The following is a 15,886-nucleotide window of genomic DNA, read 5'->3' as shown; positions in this document are numbered from 1 at the left end:
GACGGATCCGCTAGCTCTTCTCGGCCGCGGCCGCCTGCTGGAGCAGGCCTTCGTACTTCGGGACCAGGTCCTTGGTGATGATCTCGGCGGGCAGCGGGTTCTCGTAGGAGACGGTGCCGCCCGTGGCGAGCTTCGCGAGCAGGTCGGCGGTCTTGGCGCCTTCCTGGAACAGCGGCTGGCCGACCACGGCGTAGACCTCACCGCTCTTGACGAGGTCCAGGTTCTGCTGGACGTAGTCCATGCCGATGATCGTCAGCCTGCGCCCCGACGCCTGCTGCGCGCCGGCCCACGTGACCGGCCCGCCGCCCGTGGTCGAGAACGCCGCGTTGATCGACTTGTCGGACTGCAGGATCGAGACCGCCTTGGCCTTCGCGGCCGGGGCGTCGAAGCCCTCGACCTGCGGCTTGAGCACCTTCACGTTCGGGAACTGCGCCTTCATCGTGTCGGTGAACGTCTTGGCGACGAGGTTCTCCACCGTGTTGAACGAGCCCTCGGTGACCGCGACCGTGCCCTTGCCGCCGAGCTTCTTGCCGATCGCCACCGCGGCGTTCCTGGCGTACTCGGTCGGGACGCAGCCGGTGGTGGCCGTCAGGCCCTGCGCGGTGCCCTCGGGCACCGGGATGTGCCACGAGACGATCTTGTGGTCCTTGCCCCACCTGGCGATGAAGGGGTAGGTCGACGGGTCATAGGCGTAGACGCCCATCGCCTTGACGCCGCCCTTGGACAGGACCGCGTCGACCAGCGGCGCGGTGGCCGGCATGTCGAGCTCCTCGGAGCCGACGATCTCGCAGGAGTAGCCGAGCCTCTTGCACTCCGTCAGGAAGCCGCCCTGCATGACGCGGTGGACGGGGTTGTTGCGCAGCGGCTGGACCCAGAGCAGCTTGCCCTTGGACCCTCCACCGCCGGAGCTGGCGTTCGCGTTGGCCGAACCGCCGCTCGATGCGTTGGTGGACCCGCTGTCGCTGCTGGACCCGCACGCCGCAAGCGCGACGGAGGCGATCGCGGCGAGCGCTGCGAGCAGCACTCCCCGCACCCACCGCCGTGACGACGGCAGGGTGATGTGACCCTTCATGACTCTCCTCTCCAGGGTTGATCCCAGCCCCGTGGCTGGGACGACCTACGACCTGCGACCTACGCGCCTTGGGCGGGCGCCGTCTCCCGCTCGGCACCTGCGGCGTTGTTGGTGTTGTTGCTGCGCTTGCGTCTGCGCGACCCACCTGCGAGCGCGACGCGGCGGCGCGTGACGTCCACGCCGACGGCCAGGATCATGATCAGCCCGACCGCGACCGTCTGCCAGTTGGGGTTGACGCCGACGACCACCAGGCCGCTCTGCACCACCTGCAGCAGCAACATGCCCACGATGCCCGCGGCGACCGTGCCGACCCCGCCGAACAGGCTCACCCCGCCGATGACGACGCCGGCGATGACCGTCAGCTCCCACCCCTGGCCGATCGACGGCGTCCCGCTCGCGCCGTCGGCCAGGACCAACATGCCGGCCACGGAGGACAGCATGCCCACGACCATGAAGGCCAAGATCTTGTAGCGGCCGGTCGGGATCCCGACCAGGCGCGCGACCTCCTCGTTGCCGCCGGTGGCGAACAGGTTGCGCCCGATCGTCGTGCGGCGCAGCACGAGGTCGCCGGCGAAGGCGAGCACGACCAGCAGCACGAAGCTCCACCCGAGGCCGAAGATGACCTCGGCGCTGCCGATCCTCCCGATGACCTTCGGCAGCGGGTAGATCGGGTAGCCGTTGGTGATCACGTACGTGAAGCCCTTGGCGGCGTAGAGCATCCCGAGGGTCCCGATGAACGCGGGGATCCCGAGGCCGACGACGAGGAAGCCGTTGACGAGCCCGACGAGCGCGCCGGTCCCGAGGCCACCGAGGATCCCGATGCCGGGCGGAAGGCCGCCCTTGGTCATCAGCCACGCGCTGACGATCGCCGAGAGCCCGGCGGTCGAGCCGACCGAGAGGTCGAACTCGCCGGCGACGAGCAGCAGCGTCTGCCCCACGGCGATGATCCCGACGAACGAGATCGCGCTGAGCATCGAGCGCACGTTGGTGCTCGACAGGAACGCCGGCTCGAGCAGGTAGAACACGAGCACCAGGCCCGCGAGCGAGAGCAGCACGCTGGCCTCGCTGATCGCGAGCGCCCGGCGCAGCCGGTTGGGGGCCGCCGGAGGGGCGACCACGGCAGCCTCGACGTCAAGGAGCGGCGCGGCCGAACCCGACCGCTCCCGCTGCACCAGTGGGGACACTTCTCTCTCCTGACCCAACACCCGCGTCTGCCGGTCTCTCCCGACCGGCAAACGTAAACGGTAAACAATTACAGAGAACGTATACGGATCGAATCGGTCGTGTCAAGGATCTTTTTCGCCGACCCGGTTCTTCGTCTAGACGAGCCGCGCGAGCAGGCCCGCGTCGGCCACGACGGTCGTGCCGTTCAGCGCGGTCGCGTCGTCGGAGGCGACCCACGCGATCACCGCGGCGATCTCGTCGGCGGCCATGACGCGGCCGATCGCGCCCGGGTCGGTCGTGAAGCCGGCGGCCTCGGGCGTGAGGCCGCGGCGGTCGAGCTCGGCGCGCGTCATCGCCGTGTCGACCGAGCCGGGCGCGACGCCGGCGACGCGGATCCGGTCGGGCGCGAGGTCGAGCGCCATCTGCCGCGTGAGCGCGACGAGCGCGCCCTTCGACGCGGCGTAGGCGGCGTTGCCGGTCATCGACGCGTAGGCGTGGACGGAGGAGGTCGTGACGATCACCCCTCCCCCGGCCGCGCGCAGCAGCGGGATCGCGTGGCGGCCGAGGCGGAAGACGGCGCCGACGTTGACGCTGATGACGCGTTCGAGATCCTCGTCGGAGGTCGTCTCGACGGTGTCCGGCGCCGCCGTCACGCCCGCGACGTGGACGAGCGCACGCAGCGGCCCGAGCCGCGCGGCGGCGGCGACGGCCTGCTCGCAGGCGGTCGCCGAGGCGACGTCGGTGACCGCGATGGCCGCGGTGCCGCCGAGCGCCTCGATCTGCGCGGCGGTCTCGGCGAGCCCGCGCTCGTCGCGGTCGGCCAGCAGGACCGCGTCGCCGGCGCGCGCCAGGCGCAGCGCGGTCGCGCGGCCGATGCCCGAGGCCGCGCCGGTGACGAGCGCGACCCGTCGCTCCTGTGTGGTGCTCAACGACGGTTCCTGGATTCGTTTTCTGTTGACAAATGACCGACCGGTCGCGACTCTACGGGCGCCGCGGGCCGGGGGTCAACCCCTGTGTTCCGTTCGCAAGATGGTGGAGAGGGTCCTTTGATCGCAGTTCACGAACACAGGAGGAGCGCGACATGAGCGCGACCGGCGGCGACACGACGCTGACGTGGATCGGCCAGGCCGGCTATGCCCTGGAGGCTCCGGGCGGCGAGCTGTGCCTGATCGACCCCTACCTCTCGGAGTACGTGCTCGAGGAGCTCGGGACGCCGCGGATCGCGCCGGTGGTGGTCGACGTGGAGACCGCGAGGCCGCTGGTCGTCGCGATCACGCACTGGCACCACGACCACCTCGACCTCCCGACCTGCCAGGCGCTGGCCGAGCACCATCCCGAGACGATCTTCGCCGGGCCGTCGAGCATCGTCGCGCGGCTGCTGGGCCGCGGCGTCGCGCGCGACCGGATCGTCGTCTTCGAGCGCGGGGAGACCGTCACGGTCGGGCCGTTCACGTTCCACGGCACGTACGCGCGGCATGAGGTCGCCGGGTTCCTGACCGAGGACGCGATGGGCCTGGTCGTCGAGACCGGCGGCACGCGGATCCTCCACAGCGGCGACACCGAGTACGACGCGCGCTGCCTCGCGGTCCGCGCGCTCGGGCCGTTCGACGTCGGGATCTTCGTCAGCAACGGCAGCGGTGGTTGCATGAACGGGCGCGAGGCGGCGCTGATGGCCTCCTCGCTGCCGCTCGGCGTGGCGATCCCGTGCCACTACGGGATGTGGGCGCCGGAGGGCTACGGCGCGCACCCCGGCCAGGATCCCGCCGAGGCGCCGACGCTCGACCCGCAGCTGTTCGCCGACACGTGCGCGGCGCTCGGCGGCCCGCCGGCGCGGGTGCTGGAGCTCGGCGAGCGCTTCGCCGTCACGCCCGTCCTGGCGTGAGCGCGGTCACGCTGCAGAGCGACGCGCTCGAGGTCGTCTGCGACCCCGGGCGCGGCTTTGCGATCGACGCGATCCGTGATCGCAGCAGCGGCGCGGAAGCACTATGGCGCCGGCCCGGCCACGTCGCCGCGACGGCGGTCCGCGCACTCGGCGCGGCCGGCGAGGCGTCGATCCCGACGTTCCTCGACGCCTTCACCGGCGGCTGGTTCGCGATGTTCCCGGAGGTCGGCTATCCGGCCGCCGACGACCCGGCGTCGTTCCTGCACGGCGAAGTTGTACGCCTTCCGTGGGACGTGCTCGACGCGGGCGAGCGGCATGTCACCGCACGCGTGCAGACGTTGCGCCGCCCGCTCACGCTCGAGCGGCGTGTGGAGGTCGACGGCAGCACGCTGCGCGTCAGCGAGCGGATCGAGAACGTCGGCGCGCTGGCGGCGGACTACGCGTGGGGCCACCACCCCTGCTTCTCGCGGGCGACGTTCGCCGGCGGCCGGATCGAGCTCGCGCCCTCGGTCGCCGAGGTCCCCGCGCCCGCCCACGACCCCGCCCACGCGACCCTGGCGCCGGGCAACCCGTTCACCTGGCCGCACGCACCCTGCGCCGACGGCACCACCGAGGACCTCTCGCTCGTCCCGGGTGCGCGCGACGGCCGCGTCGACCACACCTGCCTGACCGTGCCCGAGGGCCGGTACCGGATCACGGCCCCGCGGTTCGACCGCGCGCTCGAGATCACCTACAACCCGACCGACTTCCCCTACATCCTGCTCTGGCAGGACTTCGGCCCGCCCGCCGCCTTCCCGCTCTATGGCGGCGGCGACACCTTCGCCCTCGAGTTCTCCACGATCCCCTGCCGCTCGACGCCCGACGCGATCGCCGCCGGCGCGCTGCGCACGCTCGAACCGGGCGCCTCGGTGGAGACCGAGATTGCCCTGACCTGGACGCCCACCTGACCGATCGCCCCCACCCCGCGCGGGTGAGCCGACGTCACCCCGGCAGCGCTCAGGCTGTCGGTCGTGTCCGTCTGGTCGGCGCTCCTGTGGGGCGGCCTGTCGTCCGCCGCGCTGTACCTCGGCCAGGCCCTGGCCGGGCCGCTGCGTGAGCGCCGCCGGCTGACCGGGCAGGTGATGGGCTTCGGCGCGGGCGCGCTGCTCAGCGCGGTCGCCTACGAGCTGGTGCCGTCGTCGAGCCTCGAGCACGCCGCCGGGATCGGTGGCTGCTTCCTGCTCGGTGCCCTGGCGTACTACGTCGGTGACCGGCTCGTCGACGCCGGCGGCGGGGCCGAGCGCCAGGACCTCGACGCCAGGCCGCCCGCGGGCAGCGGCATGGCGATGTTCCTGGGCGCGCTGCTCGACGGCATCCCGGAGGCGTTCATCCTCGGCATCGGGCTCGGCCTCGGCGGCACGATCAGCACCGCGTTCGTCGCCGCGATCTTCGTGTCGAACATCCCGCAGGGCGCCGCCGGGACGATCAGCCTGCAGGAGGCCGGCGTCTCGCAGCGGCGGATCTTCTGGATGTGGACGGCGCTGACCGTCGCCTGCGCGGTCGTCTCGGCGCTCGGCTTCCTGCTCGCCGACAGGGTTCCCGACGGCGGCCGCTACGCCGAGGCCTTCGCCGGCGGCGCGGTCCTCACGATGCTCGCCGACTCGATGATGCCCGAGGCCTTCCAGCACGGTGGCCGGACCGTCGGCCTGCTCACCGTGCTCGGCTACCTCGCCGCCGGCGTGCTCGCGGTCGCGGGGTGAGCATGCTCATGTTCCCGTGACCGTCAGGGTCAGGTCGCCGGTCACGGCGGAGATCCCGGTGGTCAGGCACTGCACGAGCGACAGCGTCGGGTCGGCCTGCACCAGCGTGACCGCCGCGCCGGCGAACTTGCCGCTGGTCATCGAGCCGACCGCGGTGAAGACGTACGAGCCGCCGGCGAAGAGGTCACCGGTGACCGACGTGTAGCTGAAGACGCTCGTCGTCCTGTCGGCCCACGTGTAGGTCAGCGTGCCGGTCTGCCCCGGAAGCGTGACCGGATCGAGGCAGCCGTAGGACCCGGTGAAGCTGCCGCCGGTCGTCGCCGTGGCCGCGCCGGAGTCGTTCGACGTGCAGCCGAGCGTGTCGGCGTAGTCGATCCTCCCCGACTGGGCCGTCAGCGTCATCGCCGGGGAGAAGCTCGCCGACTCGCTGCCGGTGCAGACGGCCAGCCCGACCGCCCGCGCCGGCGCGCCGAGCACCAGGAGCATCAGGACCGCCGCCGCGCACGCTCCGACGATCGCCGCAGGACCCCGCAATGAGCACGTCATCGTTCGCTCTCCTTGATTGGACTGCACTGGTCCGCCCACCCGGAGGTCAGTAGGCCGGGAACGAGCAGACCCACCCGTCGCGACCCTGACCGCTCAGCATCTCCTCGCGCAGCTGGTAGAACTGGCGGATGCCCTCGATCCGGTAGTGCCCCTGGTCGTCGGTGACCGACCACGGCTCGTAGTCCTCGAACTCGCCGTTCTGGTTGTAGTCGGCCCAGACGCGCACGCCCGGCACGCCCGGCTCGCCCGCGTCCTGGACGCCGTTGCCGTTGATGTCGTCGAACTTCGTCCCCCAGGCCGAGCAGTTGCGCGGCTGCAGCCAGGTCTGGTCGACGATGTCGTCGAGCGCGGCGTCGTCGCTGGTCGACGCGCGCGTGTGCGGCCACAGCGACTGGTAGGAGAAGCACCCGCCGTCCGGGTACGGCACGCGGCGCTGGATCGACGACAGGTTGATCGACAGCTCGCCGAACCGGCCGGGGTCGATCGTCGCCGGTGCGCCGGGCAGGTGGTTGGGGATCGACGCGGCGTTGAACGCACCCTGGACGTCGATGCCGGCCTGCACGTCCGGGACGTCGCGCAGGACGCCGGTCGCCGCGCACCCGCTGTAGGGCGAGTAGCTGGTCGTCTCCCACACCTGCACCGCGGCGCTCGTCTGCGAGCCGTCGCGATCGAGCGAGACGACGAGGTCGCCGGTGCTGCGGCAGGGGATGCCGTTGTGGCCGTTGTACCAGCCGCCGCCCATGCGGCTGAGGTCCAGGACGATGTGGGCATCGCCGTCACCGGCCCGCAGGAACGCGGCGTTGAGGAAGACCTCCGGGCCGCGCTCCTCGATGGCGCACCAGGCGTGCCCGAGGTCGGCCGCCGGCTGCGTGCCCGCGTCCTCGCGCGTCAGCAGGTCCCACCGGCCGGGCTCGAGCTCCCGGCTGCCGGCGGCGAAGACCGTGTCGCCGTCGGCGTCGTCCGGGTCGCTCTGGTCGTACACCATGTACCCGTAGGACTGGGCCGTGCCCCAGTCGGCGTAGTCGTCCTGATCACCGTCGCCGCCCTGGAACCCGCTGCCGGGCAGCGGCGACGACGAGACCGGCAGCGTGACCCGCTCCGCCCGGGCCGCCACCGGCGCCACGAAGGCGCAGGCACAGGTCACGCACGCGATCGCCCACTTCATGGCGATGGCCATCACTCACCAACCCTCCGGCAACGTCCGCCACACGGCTCGACGACCACCAGCATCGCGGGCCTACGAGTGAGGAAGCCTCATCCGTGGCGGGTGAGGGGGAAACCGGAGCGGTCGCAAGCTGGGCGAACCTCGCTCAGGATTGCTGAGTCATGGCGATCCTCGAAGCCGGCACCTAGCCCATGTGCGTCTGCGGGCGCTCGAGCGCGACGCCGTCGAGCGTGATGTCGACGCGCTCGTTGTAGAACGCGACGAGCCCGGCGATCGGCGCCAGCGCGAGCGTCGGGAAGTTGTAGGACCAGGCGATGTCGGGGACGACCCGGCCGGCGGCGTTCCGCAGCGACCAGTAGTTGGAGGTCTTGCCCTTGTACGGGCAGGCCGTCACGGTGTCGCTCGGCACGAGGTGCTCGGCGTTCAGCGCGGTCCGCTCGAGGTAGTAGCGCGTCGGCAGGCCGGTCTCGAAGACCATGATGGTGGCCTCGGCCTCAGCGAGCAGGAGCCCGTCGCGCTCGACGCGGATCGGTCGCGAGGAGCGGATCGCGTCCACGCGCGCGTACGGGTCGCGCGGGTGCACGAAGATCTCCTCGTCCTCCTCGAACCAGGCGTCGAGCGCGTCCCACTCCACGAGCACGTGGCCGGCGGCCGGCCCGTCGTCGATGACGCGGTGGGCGAGCGCATCGAGCGCGCCCGCCGCGAACGCGTCGGCCGGGATCGCGTACCGCGGGTAGTGCGGCCACTCCCACACGTACAGCGCACGCACCGTGTCGAAGACGACCCCACCGTCCTTGTAACCACGAACACGCCGCGGCGCCGGCGCGACATGACCGGCCTCGACGACGCTCGGAGGGAAGTGACTCATCACGGCCTGATCATAGGCCGGGCGGCCGTTGCCTCATGGCCATCTTCGACGACTCATGCAGGCGCCCCAGAACGACGGAAGGCCCTGCAACGCAGGGCCTTTCGGGAGTAGCAGGGGCAGGATCCGAACCTGCGACCTTCGAGTCATGAGCTGTCTTGGTGAGCTTCTCTGCTCTACCTGGAGCTCGCGAACAGCCCGGAAACGGCGGGTTTCGGCCGGTTTCGAAGTCGCGCGATCTTAGGGCCGGCAGGACAAGACGTCGGCCGCCACGACCGCCGTCGTGAAGAGCGGCACAAGAAGTCGCCGCGGGTAGCGGAAGGAGCCCCGTCCGGGCTGGGGCTCCGTCGCTGCGCGCGGTCCCGCTCAGCCCACGTCGATGTAGATGACCTCGACCGCGTTGTTGCCGTACCCGAGCCGGTTCCAGGGCGGGACCTCCGGCTGGGTGTGGCCCGCCGCGTCGGTGGCCCGCGCGCGCAGCGTGTGGCGGCCGACGTCGTCGGCGGCCCAGTCGAACGACCACTCCTGCCAGTGATACGGCCCGGACGGCGGGTCGAGCCGCGCCGGGAGCCAGTCGCCTTCGCCGGTGAGGCTGACCTCGACGCTCGTCACCGGGCCCGTCCCGGACCACGCCTTGCCGCGCACCGTGTGCGTCCCCGGCTCGATCCTCGAACCGGCGGCGGGAGCGGTGATGCGCGCGCGCACGCGCATGTGGGTGACCGCCTCGTGCTCGCGGTCGGGCCACTCGTACACGTAGTGGCCCGTCTGGAACTCGCCCGCGTAGGGCTCGGTGAGCACGTCGATGTGCGACAGCCACTTCACGGAGGCGACGGCGTACCAGTGCGGCACGACGAGCCGGAAGGGCGCACCGTGGTCGGGGCGCAGTGGCGCGCCGTTCATCTCGTAGGCGATCAGGATCTCCGCCGCCGGATCCGCCGCGAGGGCGAGCGGGAGCGCGCGAACGAACCGCAGGTCGTCCTTGTTGGTGTCCTTCAGGACCGGGTTGAGGTGGTAGGCGCCGGCGTCCGCTCCCGAGAACCGCACGTCGACCCCATCCGGCGACGGATGGACCTGGCTCAGGACGTCGTGCAGCAGGGCGCCCTTCCAGCGCGCGGTCGAGACCGCGTAGTCGCCCCAGGGCTCGCCGATCGGCAGCGGCCGCGTCTCCAGGCGCCCGTTGCCCGCGCACTCCAGCGTGACCGCGCGCTCGGTCGCCGGCAGGGCACGCAGGTCGTCCAGCGTCAGGGTGATGGGGTTCTCGACGGCGCCGCCGATCTGCAGCGTGCCGTCGTGCGTGGGCACGGCGAAGTTGCTGCGGACGTAATGGAGGTCGGTCGGGGTGATCTCGCCCTCCAGCGCCGCCGGTGGCGCCTCCGCGTTGTAGGGCGCCGGGTTGATCATCTGCAGCGCGGCGCGGTCGTGGGCGAGCTGGTCGTCGGCTAGGGCCATGGCGGGGCCTCCTCGTGGATCATCAGAAGTCGGCGTCTAGGAAGGTGGGGTCGCGGCCCTCGTTGAACGCACCGATGCCCTCGACGCGATCCGGATGGACGGCGGACCGCCAGTGCATGTCCATCATGGTGGCGATCGCCTGCTCGGTCGGCTGGCCCTCGCCGAGCTGGACGGCGCGCTTGACGGCCTGAACCGCCGTCGGCGAATTGCCGGCGATCCTGGCCGCGATCCGCCGCGCCGCGTCCAGGAGCTCGTCCTGCGGATGGAGCTCGTTGACCATGCCGAGGCGGTGTGCCTCCTGCGCGCTGATCGGGTCGCCGGTCATGAGCATCTGCAGGGCCCGGCCCCGCGGCAGCAGCCGCGGGAGCAGCGCCGGCGAGCCGCCGCCCGCGGCGAGGCCGAGCATCGCCTCCGGCTGCCCGAACGTCGCGTTCTCCGAGGCGATGATGAAGTCGGTGCTCTGGGCCAGCTCGCAGCCGCCGCCGTAGGCGGTCCCGTTGACGGCGGCGAGGATCGGCTTGCGCAGCTGGCGGACCGTGTAGAGGGTCCGGTCGAAGGCCTGGCGCTGGCGCAGCCAGTCCTCCTTGGTCATGCTCTTGCGCTGGCGCAGGTCGCTGCCGACCGAGAACGCCCGCTCGCCGGCACCGGTGAGGATCACGGCGCGGACGGCGGTCTGGACGGCGATCGTCTCGACGACCTCGGTCAGGCTCGCCCCCATCTCGGTGGTGATCGCGTTGTCGGCGTTGGGCCGGTTGAGCGTGATCAGCGCGACCCGGCCGTCGTCGAGGTAGTCGAGGAGGACCGGGGAGTCGGGCTCCTCGACGCCGTCCGGCGGTGGGCCGAAGTCGAGCGTCTTCCACCGGTCGGTGGTGGGCGGGTTGGTGGCCACGTCGTGCTCCTCCTGTAGGTCGGGACCGCTCATGACTCCAGCTCCGAGAGCCAGCGCATCGCGCTCAGGCTCGGCACGAAGCAGTACTCACCGCCGCGGGTGACGACGAACGGCGGCAGGTCCTGCAGCCGCCGGCGGATCGGGCGCGCGGGCACGGTGAACGTCCCGGTGCCGTCGTTCGGGCCGACCAGCGGATCCTTCTCCGCCGGGGCGCCGATGAAGATGCCGTCGTTCAACCACTGGGTCTTGACGAACTCGAACTGGCGCCCGAGGTGCGCGCCAGCGAACACGAAGACGATGCCGCGGTCGGCGCCGTCGTCCTCGAGCACGCCCTCGGGCAGCATCGGCCCGTAGCTGGTGCCGCGCCGGATCATCCGGTGCAGGCGCACGTCGACCGCGCCGTCGCCGTCGAACGCGTCGCGCGGGTTGGCGCGGCGCGCGTGGGCGCCGAGCGGGCACTTGAGGCCGCGCGGATCGTCGCCGTAGGCGAAGTCGTTGTGTCGCTGCGCGTCGGCGCCGAGCCCTGGGTCGTCGTGCTCGGGCGTCACCGCGAGCGGCGCGCCGCTCTGCCAGCGGCCGACCATCTTGGCCCCGAGCAGCGCCTCGTCCTCGCGGCTCGCGCTCTTGGCGCGCAGGTACTGGCGGTAGGCCGCCACCCGCGTGTGCAGCTTGCGGAAGACGATGTACGTGCCGTTGCGGCCGAGCACGTCCGGGGTCGGCATCGGCGGCAGCTCGCCCGACTCATCCGGGTAGCCGAGGATGATCTCCCCCGCCTTGAGCGGTCGCTCGTGCGGGTTGGAGGACGGCCGGCCGCTGCCCTCGACCGCCGGCTGGCCGATCCCGTCCTTGAACCCGAAGGACGTCCGACCGGTCGGCAGCTGGTAGCAGTCCTGGCGCCAGATCACCTCGACGCCGGCGAGCTCCTCCTGGGCGCGATCGGCCCGGTCGACCACGGCCTCCAGCCGCGCGGCGTCGGGGGACAGGGCCGCCAACGCGACGTGGACGTCGGGCGAGCCGAGCGGCTTCTCCCAATGCTCAGGACTGCTCTCCCCCACGTCGCCCAGCTCGGCGGCGCGGGCGGCCATGCCCTGCCGGAACTCGGGCGCGAAGCTGTCCAGCGACGCCTGCGGCACGCCGAGCGCCTTGAGGCCCTGGTAGGTGAAGGCCGCGGTGATCCACGCGTCGCGCGCGGGATCCTCCGACGGGCGGCCCGAGTCGACGATGCGCAGCAGTCGCCGGACCAGCTCGCGCCCCGCGGCGCGATCGTCGATGCGCAGCAGGAGGTAGGCGCCGACGTAGGGCGACGGGCGCTCGTGCAGCGCGCCGCTCTGGATGTCGTCGAGCTCGAGGCGGATGCCCTCGGTCGCCGTCATGGCCGCAGGTCCACCATCGTTCAGAGGTGCCCGGGGGGCTGGGGCGGATCCGGGTTGGGCTCGGCCAGGTACGGGAACGTGCGGGTGCCGGGGCGCGACGAGCGGTCGACGCCGTCGCGGATCACGGGCCCGGTGCCGGCGTTGATGAGCTGCGTGAACATCGTGTCGACCACGTCGTCGTTGAGCGTCCGTCCGCCGCACGTCGCGTGGGCATCGCCCCGCAGCGCCGCGAGCTCGATCTCCAGGTACGACCCCTGCTCGACGTAGGGCTTGGTCACGTCGACGACGAGGTAGTCGGCGAGCACCACCTCGGTCAGCGGATGGCGGCCACCCTCGCCCAGCGTCCAGTCGGCCTTCCCGTCGAGGCCGTCCCAGAAGGCGAGGTTGGCGTCGAGCCGAGCGCGGTAGGCGCCGACGTAGTCGTCCTGGAGGTCGAAGACGTCCTCGCTGTTGTAGAGATCGCGGATCTCGAGGTCGCGGTTGACGGGGTCGAACTGCTTCGGGCCCAACATCATGTTCTTGACCTCGGGACGGCCGACGCGCTCGATCCGGACGTGGAACACGCCCCGGGTGACGGTCTCGGCGACGACGGCCACCATCGTCGCGCCGCCGAGCAGGGCCATGTCGAGCTCCACGACCAGGCCGAGGACGTTCTTGCCGTCGAGGTAGATCGACGACGGGTCGGTGAACGCCATCTCCCCCGTCGCGACGGTCTTCAGCGCGGCGGGGGCGTCCATGATGAACGGGTCCCATCGCGACCCTGCGAAGACCCGGACACCGTGCTCCTCGGCGCTGGCCGGATCGTTGACGCGGAACGCGACGGTCTCCCCGTCCGGCGTGGTGCACGTGCCCTCCTGCTCGAAGCCCCAGAGGCCGTCGGTGTGCACGTGCACGGCGAACACGCAGTCGAACACGAGCTCGTCGTCGCTCGGCGTGAACGGCGCGCCGTCCCCGGACCCGTTCGGGGTGAGGGGCCGCAGCCGAAAGCGGTAGATCAGCCCTTCAGACAGTGCGCTCGACGGCTTGGCGAACGGGAGCGTGTTCATGACGAGCACGAGGCGGTCCGGGCGCTCGGGGCTCGGGAAGGCGTACACGTCGGTGATGTCGGCGATCGGATCCGACAGCGCCCGCGGCCCGGAGATGTGGTCGGACATCGACTAGTCCGCGGCCTCTTCGAGCAGCGGCTTGAGCGCCGGGTGCTGCAGCGCAGCGGCGGCGTCCGGGTGGTCGAGCACCTGCTGGAAGGCGGCGTTGACGCGCTGCGCCTTGCGCAGCTCCTTCACGGTGCCGCCGTAGTTGCGCGCGTAGGCGGTCGCGGTCTGCTGTGCGCCGAAGACGAAGCGCTTCACCGCAGCCAGGTCCGGAAGGCCGTCGTAGCCCTCCGTGTGGCGGAAGATAGCGTCGAAGAGCGCGAGCGTCGGCCCCGACATGAAGAAGTCCTCCATGTAGGCGTCCCACGGGCCGTCGAAGCTGGTGATGAACGCCAGCTGCGTGTCGTCGTCGAACAGCACGAACCGCGCCTCGTGGATCGACGAGATCGCCATCCCGTAGTCCCCCGGCCGGTAGCCGGGTGTCTTCTGCAGGTCGCCGAGCGCCGTCCGCAGCCCCGGACCGTCCCCGGGCTTGACGCGGAAGAACAGGCTGAACTCGCTCGTCGGTCCGACGCTGACCCCGTGCTCGGGCGTCCCTTGCGCAGTTGTTGCCATGTCCTCAAGTGTCTCCACGCCGGGGTGGCCGCGCATCATCCCGAACGGGTGATCGCGCGAGTCACCGCAGGCCGGTAGCGTCGAGCCGCTCGTGGGGCATAGGTCCGCGAGGCCCGGCGTGAGACCGGGGCCACACCGAACCAAGGAGCCGATCAATGAGCGCTGGCAGCGCGGGCGTGCCCGGAGCCTCGTGCCTGCGCCGGACCGCCGGTGCGCTGACGCCCGCCGAGTGGCGGCGCGCCGCCGTGCTCGCGTTCGCGATCCTCGCGCTGCACGTCGTCGGGTTCGGCCTGCTGGTCGTCTTCGTGGTCCCCCACCACCTTGACCTCGGCGCGGGCAGCGGCGCGTTCGGGATCGGCGTCGGGATCACGGCCTACACCTTGGGTCTGCGCCACGCGTTCGACGCCGACCACATCGGCGCGATCGACAACACCACACGCAAGCTGATGACCGAAGGCCAGCGGCCGCTGAGCGTCGGGTTCTTCTTCTCGCTCGGGCATTCGACGATCGTCTTCGCGCTCGCAGCGCTGTTCGCGGTCGGCGTGCGCGGCCTCGGCGGCGACGTCGCCGCCGACGACTCCGCGTTGCACCAGGCCACCGGGGTGATCGGCCCGACCGTGTCGGGCTCGTTCCTGTTCCTCGTCGGCCTGATCAACCTCGCGGCGCTCGCCGGCATCGTGCGCGTGTTCCGGCGCATGCGCCACGGTGACTACGACGAGCGCCGGCTCGAGCACCAGCTCGACTCACGCGGCTTCATGAACCGCTTCCTGGGCCGCGCGACGCGAGCGGTCAGGCAGCCCTGGCAGATGTACCCCGTGGGCGTCCTCTTCGGCCTGGGCTTCGACACCGCCACCGAGATCGCGCTCCTGGCCACGGCCGGCGCGGCGACGACGAGCGGCCTGCCGTTCTACGCGATCCTCTGCCTGCCGGTCCTCTTCGCCGCCGGCATGTCGCTGCTGGACACCATCGACGGGGCGTTGATGAACTTCGCCTACGGCTGGGCCTTCTCGCGGCCCGTGCGCAAGGTGTATTACAACATCACCATCACGGGGTTGTCGGTCATGGTCGCGCTGCTCATCGGGACCATCGAGCTGATCCAGGTGCTCGCCGACAAGCTCACGCTCACCGGTGCGTTCTTCGACTGGATCGACGGCTTGGACATCAACCTGATCGGCTACCTCATCGTCGTGCTCTTCATCGTCACCTGGGCCGTCGCGCTCGCCGTCTGGCGCTTCGGGCACATCGAGGAGCGCTGGACGGCGCACCTGACCGACGCGAAGGTCGCCTGACGCGTCCTGGGGTGCGGGGGGCAGCGTCTAGATGCCGGTGACCGTCAGGGTCGCGACGCCGGTGAGGTCGGAGACGCCGGTGGTCAGGCACTGCAGCACCGACAGCGTTGGATCGACGATCACCTCGGTGACGGTGGCGCCGGCGAACTTCCCGCTGGTCATCGTGCCCGTCAAGGTGTCGACGTAGGACCCGCCGACCAGCAGGGCGCCGTTGACGTCGGTGTAGCTGAAGGTGCTCGTGGTGCTGTCGGCCCACGTGAACGTGGCCGTCCCGGTGCTGCCGGCCGGCGCCTGCTGCGCGGTGCAGCTGTAGGTCCCCGTGGTCGGATCGGCGAGCGACAAGCATGTCGAGAGCGTGTCGGTGGCGTTGAACGCCGTGGACTGGGTCGTGTTGGTCAGGCCGGGCGAGAAGGTGCTCATGGAGTGTCAGCTCCTTGGGCCATGCCCCCGGCCGTTGACGCGGCGCGGGGCGCTTTTCAGACAGGCCCGCCGAGCTGGCGGCGGTGTGCCAGTCCAGCGGGCGGCGAACCTAGCGCCGCCTGCGGTCGGCGCGATCGCATGGGGCAATACGGTTATTGCCCCATTTATTGCCCCACCGCGTTTTCCGCGACTTAAGCAGTCGCTGCAGAACGACAAAAGGCCCGCAAAAGCGGACCTTTTGTTGAGTAGCGGGGGCAGGATTCGAACCTGCGACCTTCGGGTTATGAGCCCGACGAGCTACCAGACTGCTCCACCCCGCGGCGGACG

The 15,886-nt window shown here is 71.3% G+C and carries 16 protein-coding genes and 1 tRNA gene; 4 read left to right on the top strand and 13 right to left on the bottom strand.

Annotated features, from left to right (window positions below; translation table 11 throughout):
• Positions 1-10: 10 nt before the first annotated feature.
• The 3 genes from H030_RS0123865 to H030_RS0123855 form a co-directional block, all read right to left on the bottom strand.
• On the bottom strand, positions 11-1,072 hold the full coding sequence (locus H030_RS0123865) for a sugar ABC transporter substrate-binding protein (protein ID WP_027007986.1): 1,062 nt from the start codon (positions 1,070-1,072) through the stop codon (positions 11-13).
• Between the two features lie 59 nt (positions 1,073-1,131).
• Entirely contained in the window at positions 1,132-2,190 is a 1,059-nt protein-coding gene (locus tag H030_RS34715) for an ABC transporter permease (RefSeq protein ID WP_051223558.1), read from the bottom strand.
• Positions 2,191-2,391: 201 nt separating this feature from the next.
• Complete coding sequence (locus H030_RS0123855; protein ID WP_027007985.1) at positions 2,392-3,165, bottom strand: SDR family NAD(P)-dependent oxidoreductase; 774 nt, start codon at positions 3,163-3,165, stop codon at positions 2,392-2,394.
• A 152-nt stretch (positions 3,166-3,317) separates the two neighbouring features.
• Between H030_RS0123855 and H030_RS0123850 the strand changes: the two genes are divergently transcribed.
• The 3 genes from H030_RS0123850 to H030_RS0123840 all read left to right on the top strand — a co-directional run bounded on the left by H030_RS0123850 (position 3,318) and on the right by H030_RS0123840 (position 5,857).
• The gene (locus H030_RS0123850; protein ID WP_027007984.1) at positions 3,318-4,118 is read left to right on the top strand and encodes an MBL fold metallo-hydrolase; all 801 of its coding nucleotides are present in this window, start codon (positions 3,318-3,320) and stop codon (positions 4,116-4,118) included.
• Positions 4,115-5,065 (top strand): hypothetical protein, encoded by a 951-nt coding sequence (locus H030_RS0123845; RefSeq protein ID WP_027007983.1) that lies wholly within the window; start codon positions 4,115-4,117, stop codon positions 5,063-5,065. The genes H030_RS0123850 and H030_RS0123845 overlap by 4 nt, the downstream gene beginning before the upstream one ends.
• Before the next feature lie 63 nt (positions 5,066-5,128).
• The gene (locus H030_RS0123840) at positions 5,129-5,857 is read left to right on the top strand and encodes a ZIP family metal transporter (RefSeq protein ID WP_035129367.1); all 729 of its coding nucleotides are present in this window, start codon (positions 5,129-5,131) and stop codon (positions 5,855-5,857) included.
• A gap of 6 nt (positions 5,858-5,863) precedes the next feature.
• Here H030_RS0123840 and H030_RS37810 read toward each other — a convergent pair whose 3' ends face one another.
• The 8 genes from H030_RS37810 to H030_RS0123800 all read right to left on the bottom strand — a co-directional run bounded on the left by H030_RS37810 (position 5,864) and on the right by H030_RS0123800 (position 13,850).
• On the bottom strand, positions 5,864-6,403 hold the full coding sequence (locus H030_RS37810) for a hypothetical protein (protein WP_155892243.1): 540 nt from the start codon (positions 6,401-6,403) through the stop codon (positions 5,864-5,866).
• Between the two features lie 46 nt (positions 6,404-6,449).
• A complete protein-coding gene (locus H030_RS0123830; protein WP_027007981.1) occupies positions 6,450-7,580 on the bottom strand; it encodes an SdrD B-like domain-containing protein in 1,131 nt (376 codons plus the stop codon).
• Positions 7,581-7,752: 172 nt separating this feature from the next.
• Entirely contained in the window at positions 7,753-8,436 is a 684-nt protein-coding gene (locus H030_RS0123825) for a DUF427 domain-containing protein (RefSeq protein WP_027007980.1), read from the bottom strand.
• Positions 8,437-8,799: 363 nt separating this feature from the next.
• Positions 8,800-9,882: a sulfite oxidase gene (locus H030_RS0123820; protein ID WP_027007979.1), complete on the bottom strand. Its 1,083-nt coding sequence runs from the start codon at positions 9,880-9,882 to the stop codon at positions 8,800-8,802.
• A gap of 22 nt (positions 9,883-9,904) precedes the next feature.
• Positions 9,905-10,804, bottom strand: a complete 900-nt coding sequence (locus H030_RS0123815) for an enoyl-CoA hydratase/isomerase family protein (RefSeq protein WP_051223554.1) — start codon at positions 10,802-10,804, stop codon at positions 9,905-9,907.
• Positions 10,801-12,144, bottom strand: a complete 1,344-nt coding sequence (locus tag H030_RS0123810; protein ID WP_027007977.1) for a Dyp-type peroxidase — start codon at positions 12,142-12,144, stop codon at positions 10,801-10,803. Before H030_RS0123810 ends, H030_RS0123815 begins: the two co-directional genes overlap by 4 nt.
• A 20-nt stretch (positions 12,145-12,164) precedes the next feature.
• Positions 12,165-13,298: a DUF4331 family protein gene (locus H030_RS0123805; RefSeq protein ID WP_027007976.1), complete on the bottom strand. Its 1,134-nt coding sequence runs from the start codon at positions 13,296-13,298 to the stop codon at positions 12,165-12,167.
• Positions 13,299-13,301: 3 nt separating this feature from the next.
• Positions 13,302-13,850, bottom strand: a complete 549-nt coding sequence (locus tag H030_RS0123800) for a hypothetical protein (protein WP_051223552.1) — start codon at positions 13,848-13,850, stop codon at positions 13,302-13,304.
• 155 nt (positions 13,851-14,005) lie between these two features.
• On the opposite strand from H030_RS0123800, the gene H030_RS0123795 reads away from it, so the two are divergent.
• Complete coding sequence (locus H030_RS0123795) at positions 14,006-15,139, top strand: HoxN/HupN/NixA family nickel/cobalt transporter (RefSeq protein ID WP_196809252.1); 1,134 nt, start codon at positions 14,006-14,008, stop codon at positions 15,137-15,139.
• A gap of 27 nt (positions 15,140-15,166) precedes the next feature.
• Here the strand turns inward: H030_RS0123795 and H030_RS0123790 are convergent, their stop codons facing one another.
• Entirely contained in the window at positions 15,167-15,559 is a 393-nt protein-coding gene (locus H030_RS0123790) for a hypothetical protein (protein ID WP_027007973.1), read from the bottom strand.
• Positions 15,560-15,805: 246 nt separating this feature from the next.
• Positions 15,806-15,879: transfer RNA gene (locus H030_RS0123785), tRNA-Met, on the bottom strand.
• Between the last annotated feature and the right edge of the window lie 7 nt (positions 15,880-15,886).

The organism is Conexibacter woesei Iso977N (assembly GCF_000424625.1).
Taxonomy (GTDB): Bacteria; Actinomycetota; Thermoleophilia; order Solirubrobacterales; family Solirubrobacteraceae; genus Baekduia; species Baekduia woesei_A.
Note: the sequence above shows the minus strand (reverse complement) of the source record. Positions and strands in the feature narration are given on the sequence as shown.